The organism is Catenovulum sediminis (assembly GCF_007289895.1).
GTDB classification, from domain to species: domain Bacteria; phylum Pseudomonadota; class Gammaproteobacteria; order Enterobacterales; family Alteromonadaceae; genus Catenovulum; species Catenovulum sediminis.
The window spans coordinates 1,599,172-1,613,659 of record NZ_CP041660.1 but is presented as its reverse complement, the minus strand read 5'-3'; the positions used below and the strand labels follow the sequence as shown (position 1 = coordinate 1,613,659).

11 protein-coding genes and 1 pseudogene are annotated in these 14,488 nt (G+C 39.0%); 3 read left to right on the top strand and 9 right to left on the bottom strand.

What is annotated here, in order from left to right; all coding sequences use genetic code 11:
- Positions 1–4: 4 nt before the first annotated feature.
- Entirely contained in the window at positions 5–1,033 is a 1,029-nt protein-coding gene (locus tag FNT16_RS06545; RefSeq protein WP_185976712.1) for a GGDEF domain-containing protein, read from the top strand.
- A 15-nt stretch (positions 1,034–1,048) separates the two neighbouring features.
- Positions 1,049–1,645 carry an adenylate/guanylate cyclase domain-containing protein gene (locus FNT16_RS06540; protein WP_143870800.1) on the top strand — a complete coding sequence of 199 codons (597 nt, stop codon included), beginning with the start codon at positions 1,049–1,051 and terminating at the stop codon, positions 1,643–1,645.
- Here the strand turns inward: FNT16_RS06540 and FNT16_RS06535 are convergent.
- The 4 genes from FNT16_RS06535 to FNT16_RS06520 form a co-directional block, all read right to left on the bottom strand.
- Complete coding sequence (locus FNT16_RS06535; RefSeq protein ID WP_143870798.1) at positions 1,619–3,712, bottom strand: ATP-binding protein; 2,094 nt, start codon at positions 3,710–3,712, stop codon at positions 1,619–1,621. The two genes, FNT16_RS06540 and FNT16_RS06535, sit on opposite strands and share 27 nt — an antisense overlap.
- Positions 3,705–6,050, bottom strand: coding sequence for an EAL domain-containing protein (locus tag FNT16_RS06530; protein WP_143870796.1), 2,346 nt, complete (start codon positions 6,048–6,050; stop codon positions 3,705–3,707). The genes FNT16_RS06535 and FNT16_RS06530 overlap by 8 nt, the downstream gene beginning before the upstream one ends.
- A gap of 165 nt (positions 6,051–6,215) precedes the next feature.
- Positions 6,216–8,531 carry an EAL domain-containing protein gene (locus FNT16_RS06525; RefSeq protein WP_143870795.1) on the bottom strand — a complete coding sequence of 772 codons (2,316 nt, stop codon included), beginning with the start codon at positions 8,529–8,531 and terminating at the stop codon, positions 6,216–6,218.
- Positions 8,532–8,608: 77 nt separating this feature from the next.
- On the bottom strand, positions 8,609–10,528 hold the full coding sequence (locus FNT16_RS06520; protein ID WP_185976711.1) for a hybrid sensor histidine kinase/response regulator: 1,920 nt from the start codon (positions 10,526–10,528) through the stop codon (positions 8,609–8,611).
- Between the two features lie 116 nt (positions 10,529–10,644).
- Here FNT16_RS06520 and FNT16_RS06515 point away from each other — a divergent pair, with 116 nt between their 5' ends.
- On the top strand, positions 10,645–11,451 hold the full coding sequence (locus FNT16_RS06515; protein ID WP_185976710.1) for a PIG-L deacetylase family protein: 807 nt from the start codon (positions 10,645–10,647) through the stop codon (positions 11,449–11,451).
- Between the two features lie 3 nt (positions 11,452–11,454).
- Here the strand turns inward: FNT16_RS06515 and FNT16_RS06510 are convergent, their stop codons facing one another.
- The 5 genes and pseudogenes from FNT16_RS06510 to ubiD form a co-directional block, all read right to left on the bottom strand.
- A complete protein-coding gene (locus FNT16_RS06510) occupies positions 11,455–11,823 on the bottom strand; it encodes a hypothetical protein (protein WP_143870790.1) in 369 nt (122 codons plus the stop codon).
- Positions 11,824–12,021: 198 nt separating this feature from the next.
- On the bottom strand, positions 12,022–12,351 hold the full coding sequence (locus tag FNT16_RS21120; RefSeq protein WP_425456702.1) for a hypothetical protein: 330 nt from the start codon (positions 12,349–12,351) through the stop codon (positions 12,022–12,024).
- A complete protein-coding gene (locus FNT16_RS21115; protein ID WP_425456694.1) occupies positions 12,345–12,722 on the bottom strand; it encodes an FAD-binding oxidoreductase in 378 nt (125 codons plus the stop codon). The genes FNT16_RS21120 and FNT16_RS21115 overlap by 7 nt, the downstream gene beginning before the upstream one ends.
- On the bottom strand, positions 12,719–13,009 hold the full coding sequence (locus tag FNT16_RS06500) for a 2Fe-2S iron-sulfur cluster-binding protein (protein WP_246072410.1): 291 nt from the start codon (positions 13,007–13,009) through the stop codon (positions 12,719–12,721). The genes FNT16_RS21115 and FNT16_RS06500 overlap by 4 nt, the downstream gene beginning before the upstream one ends.
- Positions 13,006–14,482, bottom strand: a pseudogene (ubiD, locus tag FNT16_RS06495) (4-hydroxy-3-polyprenylbenzoate decarboxylase). Before ubiD ends, FNT16_RS06500 begins: the two are co-directional and overlap by 4 nt.
- Positions 14,483–14,488 lie beyond the last annotated feature (6 nt).

The window sequence follows — 14,488 nt, the reverse complement described above, 5'->3', positions numbered from 1 at the left end:
GAATATGTGGCAAGAAATGGAAAAACTAAGGCCCCAAAAAACATTAACAGCAAAAGAACTCAGTGAAAAGGCCATTGACTGGCTAGCTCAAAACGAGCTGCCGCCCACCCCGATAAATTATGCAGTTTTGTATGCCTATTTTCACCCCGATTACCCCGACTTACGAAATGAGTTAAGTCAATGGCAAGAAAAAAACAGAAAGTTTGATAGTTTCCTACTGTCTGATTTGTATAAATCACACCTAGATGAAAATCAAAAGAATCAACCAGAAAGTATTTTTATACTAAATCAACTTATCAGTAATTTGCAGACCGAGTGTGAAAAAAGTGAATCTAGTGTGCTAGATTATCAGTCGACACTGACTGCGCAAAGTCAAAAGCTAAATGCATTATCAGACGAGACTCAGACGAAAAAAATTGTGGATACGATCATTGATGCCACGAAGACTGTAAAAACCAAGCAATCAGAGTTCATTGACACCATTCACAGCTCTCACGATCAGGTAGCGCAGCTCAAAAAACAATTACAACAAGCTGAACAACAAGCATTGACCGACCCGTTAACTGGATTGGCAAACAGAAGAGGCTTAAGAAAATTTTTATCCGATCAGAGCTCTGACAGCAGTTATTCAATTGTCATTTTTGACATCGATCACTTTAAACGATTAAACGACAGTTATGGTCACTCGGTCGGTGATATAGTGCTGAGTAAAGTTGCCAAGTTAATTAGCAAAGATCTCTCAAATAGCCAGTTGGCCGTGCGTTATGGCGGAGAGGAATTTTTAGTTATTTTCCCCGATGTAAGCAAAAAGCAGCTCTTTATTTATGCAGAAACTGTAAGAGAAAACATCGAAGAAATGAAATTAATTTATGGCAAAACACAACAACGTATGCCTCCCATCACCCTTTCAGGCGGTATTGCGATGGCAGATAAGAACAAAGATGAAGCAATCAATGATATAATCGACAAAGCAGACAAAGCTCTTTACGAAGCAAAATCATCAGGCAGAAATAGAATCTGCTTAAATAGCTAATTAAAGCGGAATAGCATGCAAAAATTTGAAAAGTTACTGACAGAATACTTTGCAGCAACTGATAAAACGATTCAAAAACAAGCCGAAGACAAACTTTGGCAATTATATGGTACCACTGGTGCAGTCTTGATTATGGATATGTCGGGCTTTTCATTAGTTACACAGAAATATGGCATCGTCTACTACCTTTCAATGATTTACAGAATGCAACAAATTACACGGCCAACGGTTGAGAAGCATAATGGTACAATCGTTAAATTTGTCGCTGATAACGTGTTTGCCCGATTTGATGAACCTGCTCAAGCGATTGATGCTGTCATTGAAATAAACAACTTATTAGATAAAGAAAATCAAAAAACGCCAGACTTATGGGATATACAAGTGGCAGCAGGTATCGATTATGGCAACTTTCTGCTAACCGATGACGATGACTATTTTGGCGACGTTGTTAATAAAGCCAGTAAATTAGGAGAAGACATAGCCCGAGGCGGTGAAATACTCGTAACCCAAGATGCGATGAACCGAGTTGAAAGCTCAACTGATTACAAACGCGAGCATTTAGAATTTACAGTATCTGGTATTAAATTAAACACTTATTCTATCCACTATTGATTGAAGCTCGTTGAGAAATGTTTGATAGTTCGTATCTCGACTGTTAATTTTATCTTGTCTTAAACAAGACTCGAGTTGGCCAGCAGACTCTGTTAATTGAGTAAAACCAAAATTACCTGCACTGCCTTTTATACGGTGCGCAACTTTGGTTAATAACTCCCAATTACCTGATTGATAAGCGTGCCTGACCATTTCCAACTCACAAACCAAACTTTGCTGATACTCGCTGCTCATACGTTTAAATTCTTCACTATCGATAGAAAACAAAGGTTCGTCGTCCATATCGTCTGAGGTAGCAGGTAAAAATTGACGTAAAATCTGGTGGAAAGCGTCGAGATCAATTGGCTTTGCTAAATGCGCGTTAAAACCAAATTGTAAATAAGAGTCAATTTCTTGCTTCATTGCATTAGCGGTCAATGCAATGACTGGGGTAATACCATCATTGGCACGAATCATCTTGAGGGCTTCGGTTCCATCCATTAATGGCATCTGAATATCCATCAGCACTAAGTCAAAGTCATACAACAAAGCTTTCTCAACGGCTTGCTCACCATTGATTGCTTCTACAACATCTATACCAGACTGTTCCAACCAATAACGAATTAGCTTACGATTATCATAATGATCATCTGCCAACAATACCTTTCCTGTATAAGCGTTCGTTTCTTGTTTCATCCGTTTATTCGTTGTTTCAGAATTTGCCATATAGTTTAACCATTTTACCTTTTCTGGTACAGCAGCTTTAATAAATAATGAAAAAAGTGTGCCTTGCTGAGGCTTACTTTTTACAAAGATTTCGCCGCCCAACCTTTCAATTAACTGGCTAGAAATGTATAAACCCAATCCAGTTCCTCCATACTCCCGACTATGAGAAGTATCTGCCTGATTGAAAGCAGTAAACAGCTTGCTCACAGCAGCGTCACTCATACCTATACCTGTATCTTGCACATCAAAATACAGTTTTGATTCGTCTTTGTTGTACCAGATTTTAAGCGTAACACGACCTTCCTTAGTAAATTTGATAGCATTACTAATTAAATTCAATAATATCTGCTTTAGGCGAGTAGGATCGGTCAAAACTACATCGGGCAATGGGAATATATAGTCGACGTTAAACTCTATAGATTTTTTCTCGGCGAGAGGCGCTTGATGCCTGCTAATCATAGTTAGCATCTTCATCAAATCGACGTTAATTATTTCAATGTCGAGTTTACCTGCTTCTATTTTGGATAAATCTAAAACATCATTAACAATGCGTAACAAATGCAAACTATTTTCCCGAATCGTTTCAACAGCGCTGTCTTTGTTGTGATTATTTTCACCTTGATCAAAATAAGTTTGCGCGTAACCTAAAATCGAAGTTAACGGTGTTCGAATTTCATGGCTCATATTGGCCAAAAATTGACTTTTAAACTGATTAGAGCGAGCCTCTTTTAATAACAACTTTTCTTTTTGTTCATTTGTTTTTTGTAGTGCTTCTTCATACTCAAACAAAGTTCGGTTATTTTTCTCCAAAATTAGGCTAGCCAACCATGCAATAACCGCCCATATGGCTATCAATACAATAACAGCAACATCAGTGGATACCCATTGCTCACGAAAACTGAACATCGCAAAAGGCACTAGAATACAGATAGCACCACTTAAAAACTGAACCCTGGAGCCAACTTGAGCAATCACGATACCGATTAAAAACATCAAAATACTGGGCACTGAAAATAGCTGATTTTGCGTTAAAAATGAGTTGATATAAGTAATAAAAACAGAACCCGAAAAGGTATAAATCAGCAGTGACTGCGTGATTGTCAAAAATGCAGAACTAGAAAAAGTCGCCCAGCATATGATTAACCAAAAGCTTAAATAGATTAATCGAGCGGGTGCGACTGTTTGAAAAAATTCATTGGAAACACTGGCTGCGTAGGCTAAATAGATTAAAGGTACGATTCCACCGATTATATAGATATAAGCAACAATAGGGCGCGCACGATACGCTAGCTTTCGTCTAAAAAGTTTTTCTTTTTCCGCTTCAAATTGAACAGGCCGGAAAAAATCAACCACCCTATTCATTTCGCTTTTCTATCCATAATAAATAATCAGAAACTGACATAGGTGGCGCCAATGCATACCCTTGAGCTTTAGACACCCCTTGCTGCTGTATATAAGAAAGCACACTGAGGTCTTCTACCCCTTCAGCCAACAAATCCGCATTCAATGATGCACTGACAGATTTTACCAATTTCAACAATTTTTGGTTTTGACTGTCTGTATCTAAATAATGCACAAAGTATTCATCTAACTTAATTTCACGAATTGGCATATTTGCCAATTGAGCTAACGAAACATGATCACTGGCAAAATCATCAATGCTAAATAACAAGCCCAACTGATGTAAACGCTCCATTTTTAAATGAATCAAGCCGACATTTTTGTGCAATTCAGATTCAGATATTTCCAAGTAAATACTACGCCGTGGCACCGCATTGGTTTCTAGAATAGATGTGAACTGAGCTATAAAACTTTCATGCAACAAATCACATGCTCTAATATTAACCGCAATATGATGGTTTTTAATGACCTCACAAATAATTTTATTGATCTGTACCGCTTCCGCCAACACCCATAATGTGACATCGGTAATCAGCCCTGCATCCTCAGCCAATGGAATAAATTCTTCAGGTTCAATGGCACCAAATTTGGGGTGAAACCAACGCAGTAAAATTTCCCCACCCACAACCTTGTTATCCGTAAGCGATATTTTAGGTTGTATGAAAAGGGATAGTTGATTACCAGAAACCAAAGCGTCTCTCAAATCGACCATCATTGCTAATCGCTGTTTTGTTCTATTACTACCATCCTCCGTGTATGCAACAACAGGTAAGTCCTTTTTTTGCGCTTCGAATATAGCGTAGCTAGTGTTTTCAATTAACTGAATAATATCTTGGCTATGATGAGGGTAAACACTGGCCCCTATATGACTCTTTAGATTGACTGAAATACCCTTATAATCAATTGATTTAGTGATCAATTCTGAAATTTTACCTGTTAATTCATTTAAACTAACATGTGTCCCCCTGAATGCCATCACCATCACGCCATGCTCTAACTGCCCCAGCTTCTGAGGTTCTAAGTCTAGCATTTCAAAGGTAACCGCACGGCGCTGCGAACGTGCCCATTCGTTTACTCTTTCAATGCAGATGCAGAGTACTGCATTGGCAACCTTTAATCCCAGACGTGCGCGAATATCATCTAAATTAGTCAATTTAACTTGTAGCAAGGTAAAACCAACACGACTTTTGAAACTTTCTAATCCGAGCTGAACTAAATTGCGATTGGGTAATTTAGTTAACGGATCATGCGTTGCTAAATGTATTTTTTCTTGTTCGGTTTGTCGTAACTTATCCGCCAAAGCCAAAGACATTAAAAATGCCTCCAGCAATATCGTTACTTCTATAAAGTTTTGTGTAAAGTGGGTACTGTCAATAACTTCCCAAAGCGCCATTTGCACAACGATTGCCCCAATGAGCAAGGGAACCCATGAAGCCACGTAAAAACGAGCCGTTCTAATACCTCTATTCCAGCAGTAAATGCCGGCTGCAACACACAATGGTGCGCCGACTAATAAGCCTAAAACAACAAATGCTGCTGTAATATGAATTGGTAATGTGGTTGAAATTAAAGTTGCAATACCAATAATCCAACAAGCGGCATGCAGTAATTTATCTAAACGATAAGTATGTCGGGCTGTTTCTAAAAAATGAATACAAAATAAAAACGCAAACAACATATCCAACAGGACAAACGGAACCATCACATTAACCTGTGCTTGGTAATGTGGAATGCCTAAATACCCTCCGACACCATATAAAGCAGCTCGCCATATCACCAGAGTACTGATATAAGCGGCATACCATATATATGCCTGCCTTCGCACAGCAAAAAAGATAATAAGGTTATATATTGCTAAACAAATCAAAACGCCAAAAAACAGTCCAAAGGATAAAAACTCTAGCTGGCTTTCTCGTATATAACTTTCATGGTGCCACAATAACGGCTTGAAAGTACTGACACTATTTTCTAGTTTTACAAGAAGAGAATAATGGGTGTTTTGGGTACTGGTAAATTCGTAAAGTGGACTATGGTGCGGTTGCGCGTACAGCGGCAATAGCTTGAGGTTGTCTGCGCCCTGATGATTATGTTCAACTAAAAAAACAGTTAACTTTTCAGCCTTTGCTCTGTGTAATTCAACAACCAGATCGAGTGATTCTGGCGTAAAGAAGTCTGTCCGCAACCAGACAATACCCGGTTCAAGTCCGGGATTAACATATTCACTACCAACCTTAGCTTGTCTAGACAAGGCCGATAACGCCTCAATCGGGTGGTATCCATTTACCTGATCCCTCATCATGAAACTTTCAGGCGCAATATCCAGCCGTTCAAAACCGTTATCAACTTTGTACGCAAAACACTTGGAAATAAATAATAAGCTAATAACACTGAGTGTTAAGCAAATCTTTAGATAGTTTATTATTGGGGACTGAATGCGCAAATAATCTTCCTGCTTATTTATTTGTTATTCGTATGCTTCTTTAAAGCTATTAAGTACATCGCTGAATTCAGCCGACAAATCATATCCACTATCACTCAGTTCTACCACCCGCTCTATCCCTTTTTCGATAGAACTAATCAAATAGTTTTCCTGCTCTTCAGATAGATCAAGTACATGCAAAGACGCCCGTACATCTAATATTAACATTTCAATAATTTCATGTGTTTGTTTTTCATATGAAGTAAACTTTTCGCTTAAAGAGTCGAGAATCAATTCCATGTTTTTAATCAACACATCAGTGGAATCATCATGTAAAATTTCAACCCACTTATTTTCGAGCCCTTCAATAATAGCTGCCAGTAAATCATTATACCGACCGTAGGTGATCTCATCTTCGATTGGCATATTTTTAACCAACACCGAAACATGTTTATCATTCACCATAGTACGACTTTTATAGTGGTACAGGCGGCCTTCATTCTTAAGCATTTCAAATAAATTATCTTCCATCGGACTACAAGCTTGTCCAATGCCACGGTAACTGATAATTGAATTTTTTGATCTAAATTGAATACAAGCGACTAACTGCAAACTGTCCATTAAATTAAAAAACATTTCAACCAGCTTCTCGTAACTCTTGCAGGTAAAACTATCTTTAAAAAACCTTAAAATTGCCCCGTATTGGGAAGCTTCGGTCATTGACTGGAAAGCCATGTTGCGAGCCATTTCTTCCTGCTCTGTCAAACTGGCTTTGTTTTCTTGGTAGCGTCGAATAGTGCGCAACTTGGCCAACAACTCACCAAAAGATACGGGTTTGGCAATAAAATCATCTCCGCCTGCGGCAAATGCTTTTAATCGCTGATCTTGAGTATCGGCACCAGAAATAAATATCACAGAAAAGTCATGCTCTGAGTTTTCTCGAATCTGCTGACAAATTTCATATCCTGTCATTTGAGGCATATTGACATCTAACAAAACAATATCTGCATTTAATTTGGCAAAGTCTGCTAAAAAATGATGGGTGTTCGTAAATGAGTAAAAGTTAAACTCTTCATTTAGGACATCAGACATAAGCTCTATAAATTCAACATCATCATCTAATGCGACAATCGTAAAACCAGTCTTTTCTGCGGGGTTAAGTTCTACAATACAGCTTGGGTTGGCCTTAATCCACTTTTGAAATGCCTCAGAAGACATAGGTTTAGCATAAAAATAACCTTGCCCTTCATCACATCCAACCTGTCGTAAATAATCTATCACCTCTTGATTTTCTATACCTTCTGCAACAACACGAATGCCCAGTTTATGAGCCATCTCAATCGTAGATTCAATAATCGTGCGCGCATGGTTTCGACTGGCAAAATTAGCAACAAAACTCTGATCAATTTTAAGCTCATTAAATGGCAGGGTTTGCAATTGCTGCACTGACGAATAGCCAGTACCAAAATCATCTATCGATAAGCTAAACCCTTTCATGCGAATCCGAGTCAAGATTTCCATCAAGGCGGAAACATCATCCGCTAACGCACTTTCTGTCAACTCAACAATGACATGTTGAGGCAAGACAGCATGTCTAGCAGCCAGCTCGGCCAAATAATCAGGAAAATCTAACGCATGTAAAGTCCGTGCAGAATAATTAAAAGAAACATGAATCGACAATCCCATACGACTCCACTGCGCCATTTGTGGGAAGATCTGCTCAACCATGCAGCGCGTCAAGGGTTCTATTAAATTATGTTCTTCTGCTAATTTGATAAATACACTGGGTGGTATTTGCTGACCGTCTGCCAAGGTCCAACGCGCTAGTGATTCAACGCCGACCAGTTTATTGGTATCAAGTGAAAATCTAGGTTGGTAATAGGCTAGAATTTGGTTATTTTCGATGGCGGATTTAAGTTCAGGTAATAAACTTTCACTTGGTTTTCCTATATCATTTGCATTAACTAAAAAACGAGCTACTTGTCCATCAGTCGTCACTTCAATTTCACTTAAGATATTTAACAAAGCATCTAATGGAAACGGCTTACTCAATGCCTTTGTCATTTTTAAACCATAGTTCTGCCCGAGCTGATGCGCTGAATTGATAACAGAACGCTCACAACCCGATGCAATAATCACCCGTCCCATATAATGTTGTTGATGCAAGTATCTCAGTACTTGCACACCATCTGTTCCGGGTACAGTTAGATCAAGTATCACAAAGTCAAATTGCGACAAATCTTGCTCTTTGATCGCAGCACCATTATCTAAAGCAGTCGTACTGAACTCCACTAGCTCAGCGGCATCCCTAATAAATTCACTAAATAATTCATCGTCATCTAGCAATAATATCTGTCGCATTAATTAAGTCCTTATTTTGTTGACTTAATGGAAAACAATAATCAAATGGCTGAATTTGCAGCTTTAAATTGAGCTACTTAGTGCAACATTTTTTGCATTTGAGTCAGCAATTCTTTTTTGCGAAATGGTTTGTGAATTATTGGAATGTTCGCCAGCTCACTATTGTCAGACAAACGATTGTCTGTGTAGCCACTCATAAATATTATGGAAGATTGAGGGCGGGATTTTAGCACTTCTCCTGCAAACTGAGCGCCATCTAAACGACCCGGCATCACCAGATCACTTAAAATCAAGTCAAATTCTTCTTGTTTGACCAAATCTAAACCTTGATCACCAGAATTAGCTGTTTCCACTTCTAACCCATAAATCTTAAGAAACTCAGACAATAACTGCAAAATAGGCTGTTCATCATCTACAACGAGTATTTTCTTGCCACGTAAACTTTGTTCAAAATCCATATCGACCACCTTGGTACTATTATAATTACGAGGATGAGAAAACTCCTCAATGGCAGGGAAATATATGGTGAAACAGCTTCCCTGTCCGACTTCAGACTCAACCGAGATATGCCCTCGGCTATCTTTAATAAAATTATACGCTAAACTTAACCCTAAACCTGTGCCTTTGTCCTTACCTTTCGTTGTGTAAAAAGGTTCAAAAATACGCTGCTGGATCTCTGGTGTAATACCTATCCCGCTATCTTTGATAGTTAGTTTAACGTGTTCTCCTGGCATTAAACCAGTCGCGTAAACGGTATCTGCGTCTAAAAACTGATTACAAGCGCGAATTATTAATTGGCCACCATCAGGCATTGCGTCATTGGCATTAATACACAGATTTATCAAAGTATCAATAAAGTGGTTTGGGTCTATTTCGATCCACCTTAGATCCGACTGCAAATCTACAGACAAGTCTATTGATTTATCAAATATCTCAGATAATAAATCTTCGTTATCTTTAATTAACAATGATAGATTGCAAGGTTCTGCATCCTGCTCGTCAACACGTGACAAGCAGGATAGTCGATTGCTAAGTTGACGACCGCGCTCAACTCCTTTTAAGGCTGCCGTTACCCTTTTTAGTACAGCAGAATCATCCACTTTTTGCATCTGTAAAATTTCAAGATGGCCAGATATAATATTCAATATGTTGTTGACATCGTGTGCTATTCCACCAGACAAGTGGCTTAAAACATCTAAACGCGTTGTTTTGTGCATTAAAGACTCAGCCACTTTATGATGCGTCAGGTCTTGAATCAGTCCAACAAATGCGATTTCATCTGCATTTGCCTGCGCAATTCCCGGCATCACAGAAACCGACAAACGCATCACAAAACTCTCACCATTTTTGCGAACCGCGGTTAACTCCCTTTCATTATTGACAACATAGGTATGACCTGTTTCTAAGTAACGCGCTATAAATTCATTATGATGATGTGCCAACTCATCGGGCATTAATAACGATATGTTTTTATTTAATATTTGTTGTCTCTTATAGCCAAAACATTTTTCAGCAGCGCGATTAAAAAACTTAATAGCACCTTTTTTATTAATCCCAATAATCGGTTCCGACAAGTTTTCGACAACAGAGGTAACCGCATCTTGCTGAGCTTGTGCAGTTTTTTCTACCCTGTTGTGAGCACTCACCTTTTCTACTATGACACAGCCATATAAACAGAATCCATCATTCTCTTGTACACATGTCGCTAGGTTGCGAACTTTAAGTTCTTTGTCATTTTTGATAATTCGGTAATGAATATCGAATTGATGACCATTTAGAGCATTTTTATATGCATCAATGAGTAAACTGCGATCGTCCGGATGTACTTTTTTTAATTCTGCGGCAAACGTCGGATTTTCAATTTCTTGATTGACACCATAAATACAATACATACCGTCTGACCAATCAGATTGCTCTAAAGTCATGTTTTTGCGGTAATACGCATATTCAATTTCTTGTTGTAATAGTGCTTGGTGGTGCTCGGTCATTCGCGCCATATTTTTGTATCTCTTTTCCATTGGCTAAAAGTCATCCGTTTTCAGTATAGACCAAAAGATTTTTCTGTCATTTTCGCTATACTTATTTTTTAACAGTCGAAGAAATGAATCTGGTTATGCGCAATTTAATAATCTTTGCAGCGAGCCTGTTGTGCGTTGTAACTTATTGTCGGGCGAATGATTCAATAGATGATTCAATAGATACGGTGCAGTTGGTTAAACCACAACAAACAGCAGTCATTATTTTAGCGCATCCTGACGATGAAAACTGGTTATCCGGCAGTTTGGCACTATGGTCTGAACAGGGTAGTAAACTACAAGTTATCTATGCTTCTTCCGGTGGTGCGGGGAAAGACAGAAGTGGTCAAAATCTGAGAGGCATTCAGTTGGCTACACAACGCGAGAAAGAAAGCATTAACGCGTTAAAAGTTCTAGGTGTCAGTTTGCCCCCTATTTTTTTACGATTTGACGACAAGGAACTTGAGACATTTCAGCAAAAACTGACGAACAAAATCCTAGCGGTTTGCCACCAACTGAAACCCCAACATTTAATAAGCTTTGATAGTAAGGGAATTACTGGGCATAAAGATCATCAGTTTGTTCACCAATTAACGAACCGATTGTGGCGCGACAAACCAAGTTGTGGCGTTGCTTCGGGCGTTATTTTAAGTAATTTTGTGGTCTCCAAATCGCGCGCGTCTATCGCGGCCCAAATATCCGCCAATTCTCAATACAAAAAAATTATCCGGCATTCTCTAAGCGATGATCAAATTTCATTGTCAGTCGATATCAGCCAACAAGCAGCGAAACGGATAGCGGCTTTTAATGTATATAAAACTCAGTTTTCACCTGAATTACAGTCGCTTTGGGCTCGCTTTGTTCAACACAGTGCTGCTGAAGACTTTGTCATTATCGACTATTAATTATTAATTGTGACGACCAATAAAAGCATGCCGGTTAGCTTCTCTTAACAAGCATAATCCCATACCACATATAATTAAAAACAAACCTATAAATGCCAGTTCATTGGTGCTAGAAGCATAAGCCAATGAACCAAACGCAATATATGCATAGGGTAATACTTCGTAAAGAGTGGCTGGTATTTTATACTCTGTAGTATCTTCTTCCGTAGCGTCTTGTCGCCGGTAATTTGAGCGTTGGATAATAAAATAACTGGAAATAATCATTAATAAAGAAGCCCAAAAATACATGCTTTCAATACGTAAAATAAAACAAATGAGCGACAACGCAAACAGAATAAAAGGATAAGGTTCGTATATCAATTTAGGTAGCATAACCAGACACCTCGATAAATTAGTGTTTAATTGCTATATTTGATCATGCACCTAACTGACTAAAAAATCAACAAAACAGCCATTGGTTGACCTTATTTGGATAATGTTTTTTCTAACTTAAACCGTCTTACTTTAGCGAAAAGTTTACAGTTAGCAGGTGAACTGTAAATCCAGCTAAACAAAAATCTAAACTTTATTTTAATCTAGATCCATAAATGCAAAAGCATCAGCAAACATTTTGTCTTTTTGTAATCCTTGTTCTAAAAAGGCTTTTCTGGCTTTACCAACCATTTCGAAGCGACCTGCACAATAAATCTGATAATCATGTAATGAAGTGAAATCAGCTAAAACAGCATCAATAACATTACCCTGTCGACCTTGCCAATCACTTGATGGATTTTCAATGACGGGGATAAATTTAAAGTGCTCATTCTGCTTGTTCTGCCACTCATTTAACTGGTATGCAGCATCTTCATTGCGCAATCCCCAATACAGAAAGACAGGTTGATGTAAGTTCTCCGCTAACAGTGTTTCAGCAATGGATTTAACATAACTAAAGCCCGTTCCCCCGCCAATAGAATGATGGGTGAATGACTGTCATAACGTAGACCTGCCTTACCACTCGGGCCCTTTAAAGTCACAGTTTTATTATTTCGCAAATGCTCCATGGCTGCTGATGTATAATTATCTTGCTCTGCGGCACCTATTTGCAATTCAATGAGCCGCTTATTCAATGGCGTGTTAGCAATAGAGAAAGGTCGTTTATCATTTTCAGATAAAACCAATTCAATATACTGCCCAGCAATAAAAGATATTTCGGTTTTTGGTTGCAAAATAACTTGGTTAACAAACTCTGTTAACGGATTAATTTCTTTAACTTCGCACTCAAAATGTGTCATTCGCTATCCTGGTATGTAATTTCTATTTCTAAGTCAGACAAAGGGTAAGCGATGCACGCGTAGGTCAAACCGCTTTTTTTCTCTTCATCTGTGAATATATAAGGTAAATCACCATAGCTTACCCGTCCGCAGCGCAACTTACAAATACAGCTGGTGCAGGTGCCCTGCAAGCAGCTGTATGGATAATCAATATTTTGCCGAAGTGCCGCCTCCACTATGGTTTCTAGCGGCTCAACCGTAAATTTAATTCCACTGGGTAGTATGGTTACCGTATACGATTGCATCATTCTGTTTTAGGCATTATGTCCAGCGAATCCCAAATTTCATCCACTTTCGTTTTCACTTCAGCACTCATATTAATCTGCGTACCCCACTCCCGGTTTGTTTCTCCCGGCCATTTGTTGGTGGCATCCATGCCCATCTTTGAACCTAATCCCGATACCGGTGATGCGAAATCCAAATAATCAATCGGTGTGTTTTCGATCAATGTTGTATCTCTGCTAGGATCCATTCTCGTTGTGATAGCCCAAATAACATCTTGCCAGTCACGAGCATTGACATCGTGATCGCAAACGATCACAAACTTGGTGTACATAAACTGTCTTAAAAACGACCATACTCCCATCATGACGCGCTTTGCGTGTCCTGCATATTGCTTTTTAATTGTCACTATCGCCAAACGATAAGAACAACCTTCCGGCGGTAGGTAGAAGTCTACAATTTCCGGAAATTGCTTTTGCAAAATCGGCACAAAAACTTCATTTAAAGCAACGCCTAAAATGGCGGGTTCATCCGGCGGCCGTCCGGTATAAGTGCTGTGATAAATTGCATTTTTGCGCTGTGTAATATGCGTGACTGTAAACACCGGAAACATATCCGTTTCGTTATAATATCCGGTGTGATCTCCGTACGGCCCTTCTTCGGCCATTTCCCCCGGTTCAATATAACCTTCTAATACAATTTCCGCACTCGCAGGGACTTGTAAATCACAACTGATACAATCGACAACCTCAGTATTACGACCTCTTAATAAACCAGCAAACGCATACTCTGACAATGTATCCGGGACGGGGGTAACCGCACCAAGAATGGTTGCAGGATCGGCACCTAATGCAACCGCCACTGGATATTTCTTCCCGGGATATTGCTGTTGCCATTCCTGAAAATCTAATGCGCCTCCTCGATGTGATAACCAGCGCATAATCACTTTGTTTTTTGCCAATACTTGTTGACGATAAATACCTAAATTCTGACGCTTCTTATGTGGCCCTTTAGTAACGGTTAACCCCAAGTAATCAGTGGAGCAGCGTCCCCGGCCAGCAGTGCTGAATAGGTAATTTCGACAAATCCACATCATCGCCCGTAAACACGACTTGTTGACAGTCTGCTTTGCGCAATTTTTTAGGTGCCATATTTAACACTTGTTTGTAGATAGGCAATTTAGCAAACGCGTCTTTAAATCCGGTTGGTGGTTCAGGTTCTTTTAGTAAAGCCAGTAATTGCCCTACCTCTCTTAATGATGCCACTGAATCCTGCCCCATGCCCATGGCTACACGCTCTGTGGTACCAAATAAGTTGGTTAAAACGGGCATATCAAAGCCAACCGGATTTTCAAACAAAAGCGCAGGACCTTCTGCTCGCAGCACCCTATCACTGATTTCTGTCATTTCTAAATAGGTCGATACGGGTTGTTTAATACGCTTGAGCAAACCTTTTTTTTCAAGTTGCTCAATAAAATCTCTTAAATCTTTATACTGCATAATTAA

Coding starts and splice junctions, on each gene's coding strand:
- FNT16_RS06545 (WP_185976712.1), top strand. CDS start 5: ATGTGGCAAGAAATGGAAAAACTAAGGCCCCAAAAAACATTAACAGCA.
- FNT16_RS06540 (WP_143870800.1), top strand. CDS start 1,049: ATGCAAAAATTTGAAAAGTTACTGACAGAATACTTTGCAGCAACTGAT.
- FNT16_RS06535 (WP_143870798.1), bottom strand. CDS start 3,712: ATGAATAGGGTGGTTGATTTTTTCCGGCCTGTTCAATTTGAAGCGGAA.
- FNT16_RS06530 (WP_143870796.1), bottom strand. CDS start 6,050: ATGATGAGGGATCAGGTAAATGGATACCACCCGATTGAGGCGTTATCG.
- FNT16_RS06525 (WP_143870795.1), bottom strand. CDS start 8,531: ATGCGACAGATATTATTGCTAGATGACGATGAATTATTTAGTGAATTT.
- FNT16_RS06520 (WP_185976711.1), bottom strand. CDS start 10,528: ATGGCGCGAATGACCGAGCACCACCAAGCACTATTACAACAAGAAATT.
- FNT16_RS06515 (WP_185976710.1), top strand. CDS start 10,645: ATGCGCAATTTAATAATCTTTGCAGCGAGCCTGTTGTGCGTTGTAACT.
- FNT16_RS06510 (WP_143870790.1), bottom strand. CDS start 11,823: ATGCTACCTAAATTGATATACGAACCTTATCCTTTTATTCTGTTTGCG.
- FNT16_RS21115 (WP_425456694.1), bottom strand. CDS start 12,722: ATGACACATTTTGAGTGCGAAGTTAAAGAAATTAATCCGTTAACAGAG.
- FNT16_RS06500 (WP_246072410.1), bottom strand. CDS start 13,009: ATGATGCAATCGTATACGGTAACCATACTACCCAGTGGAATTAAATTT.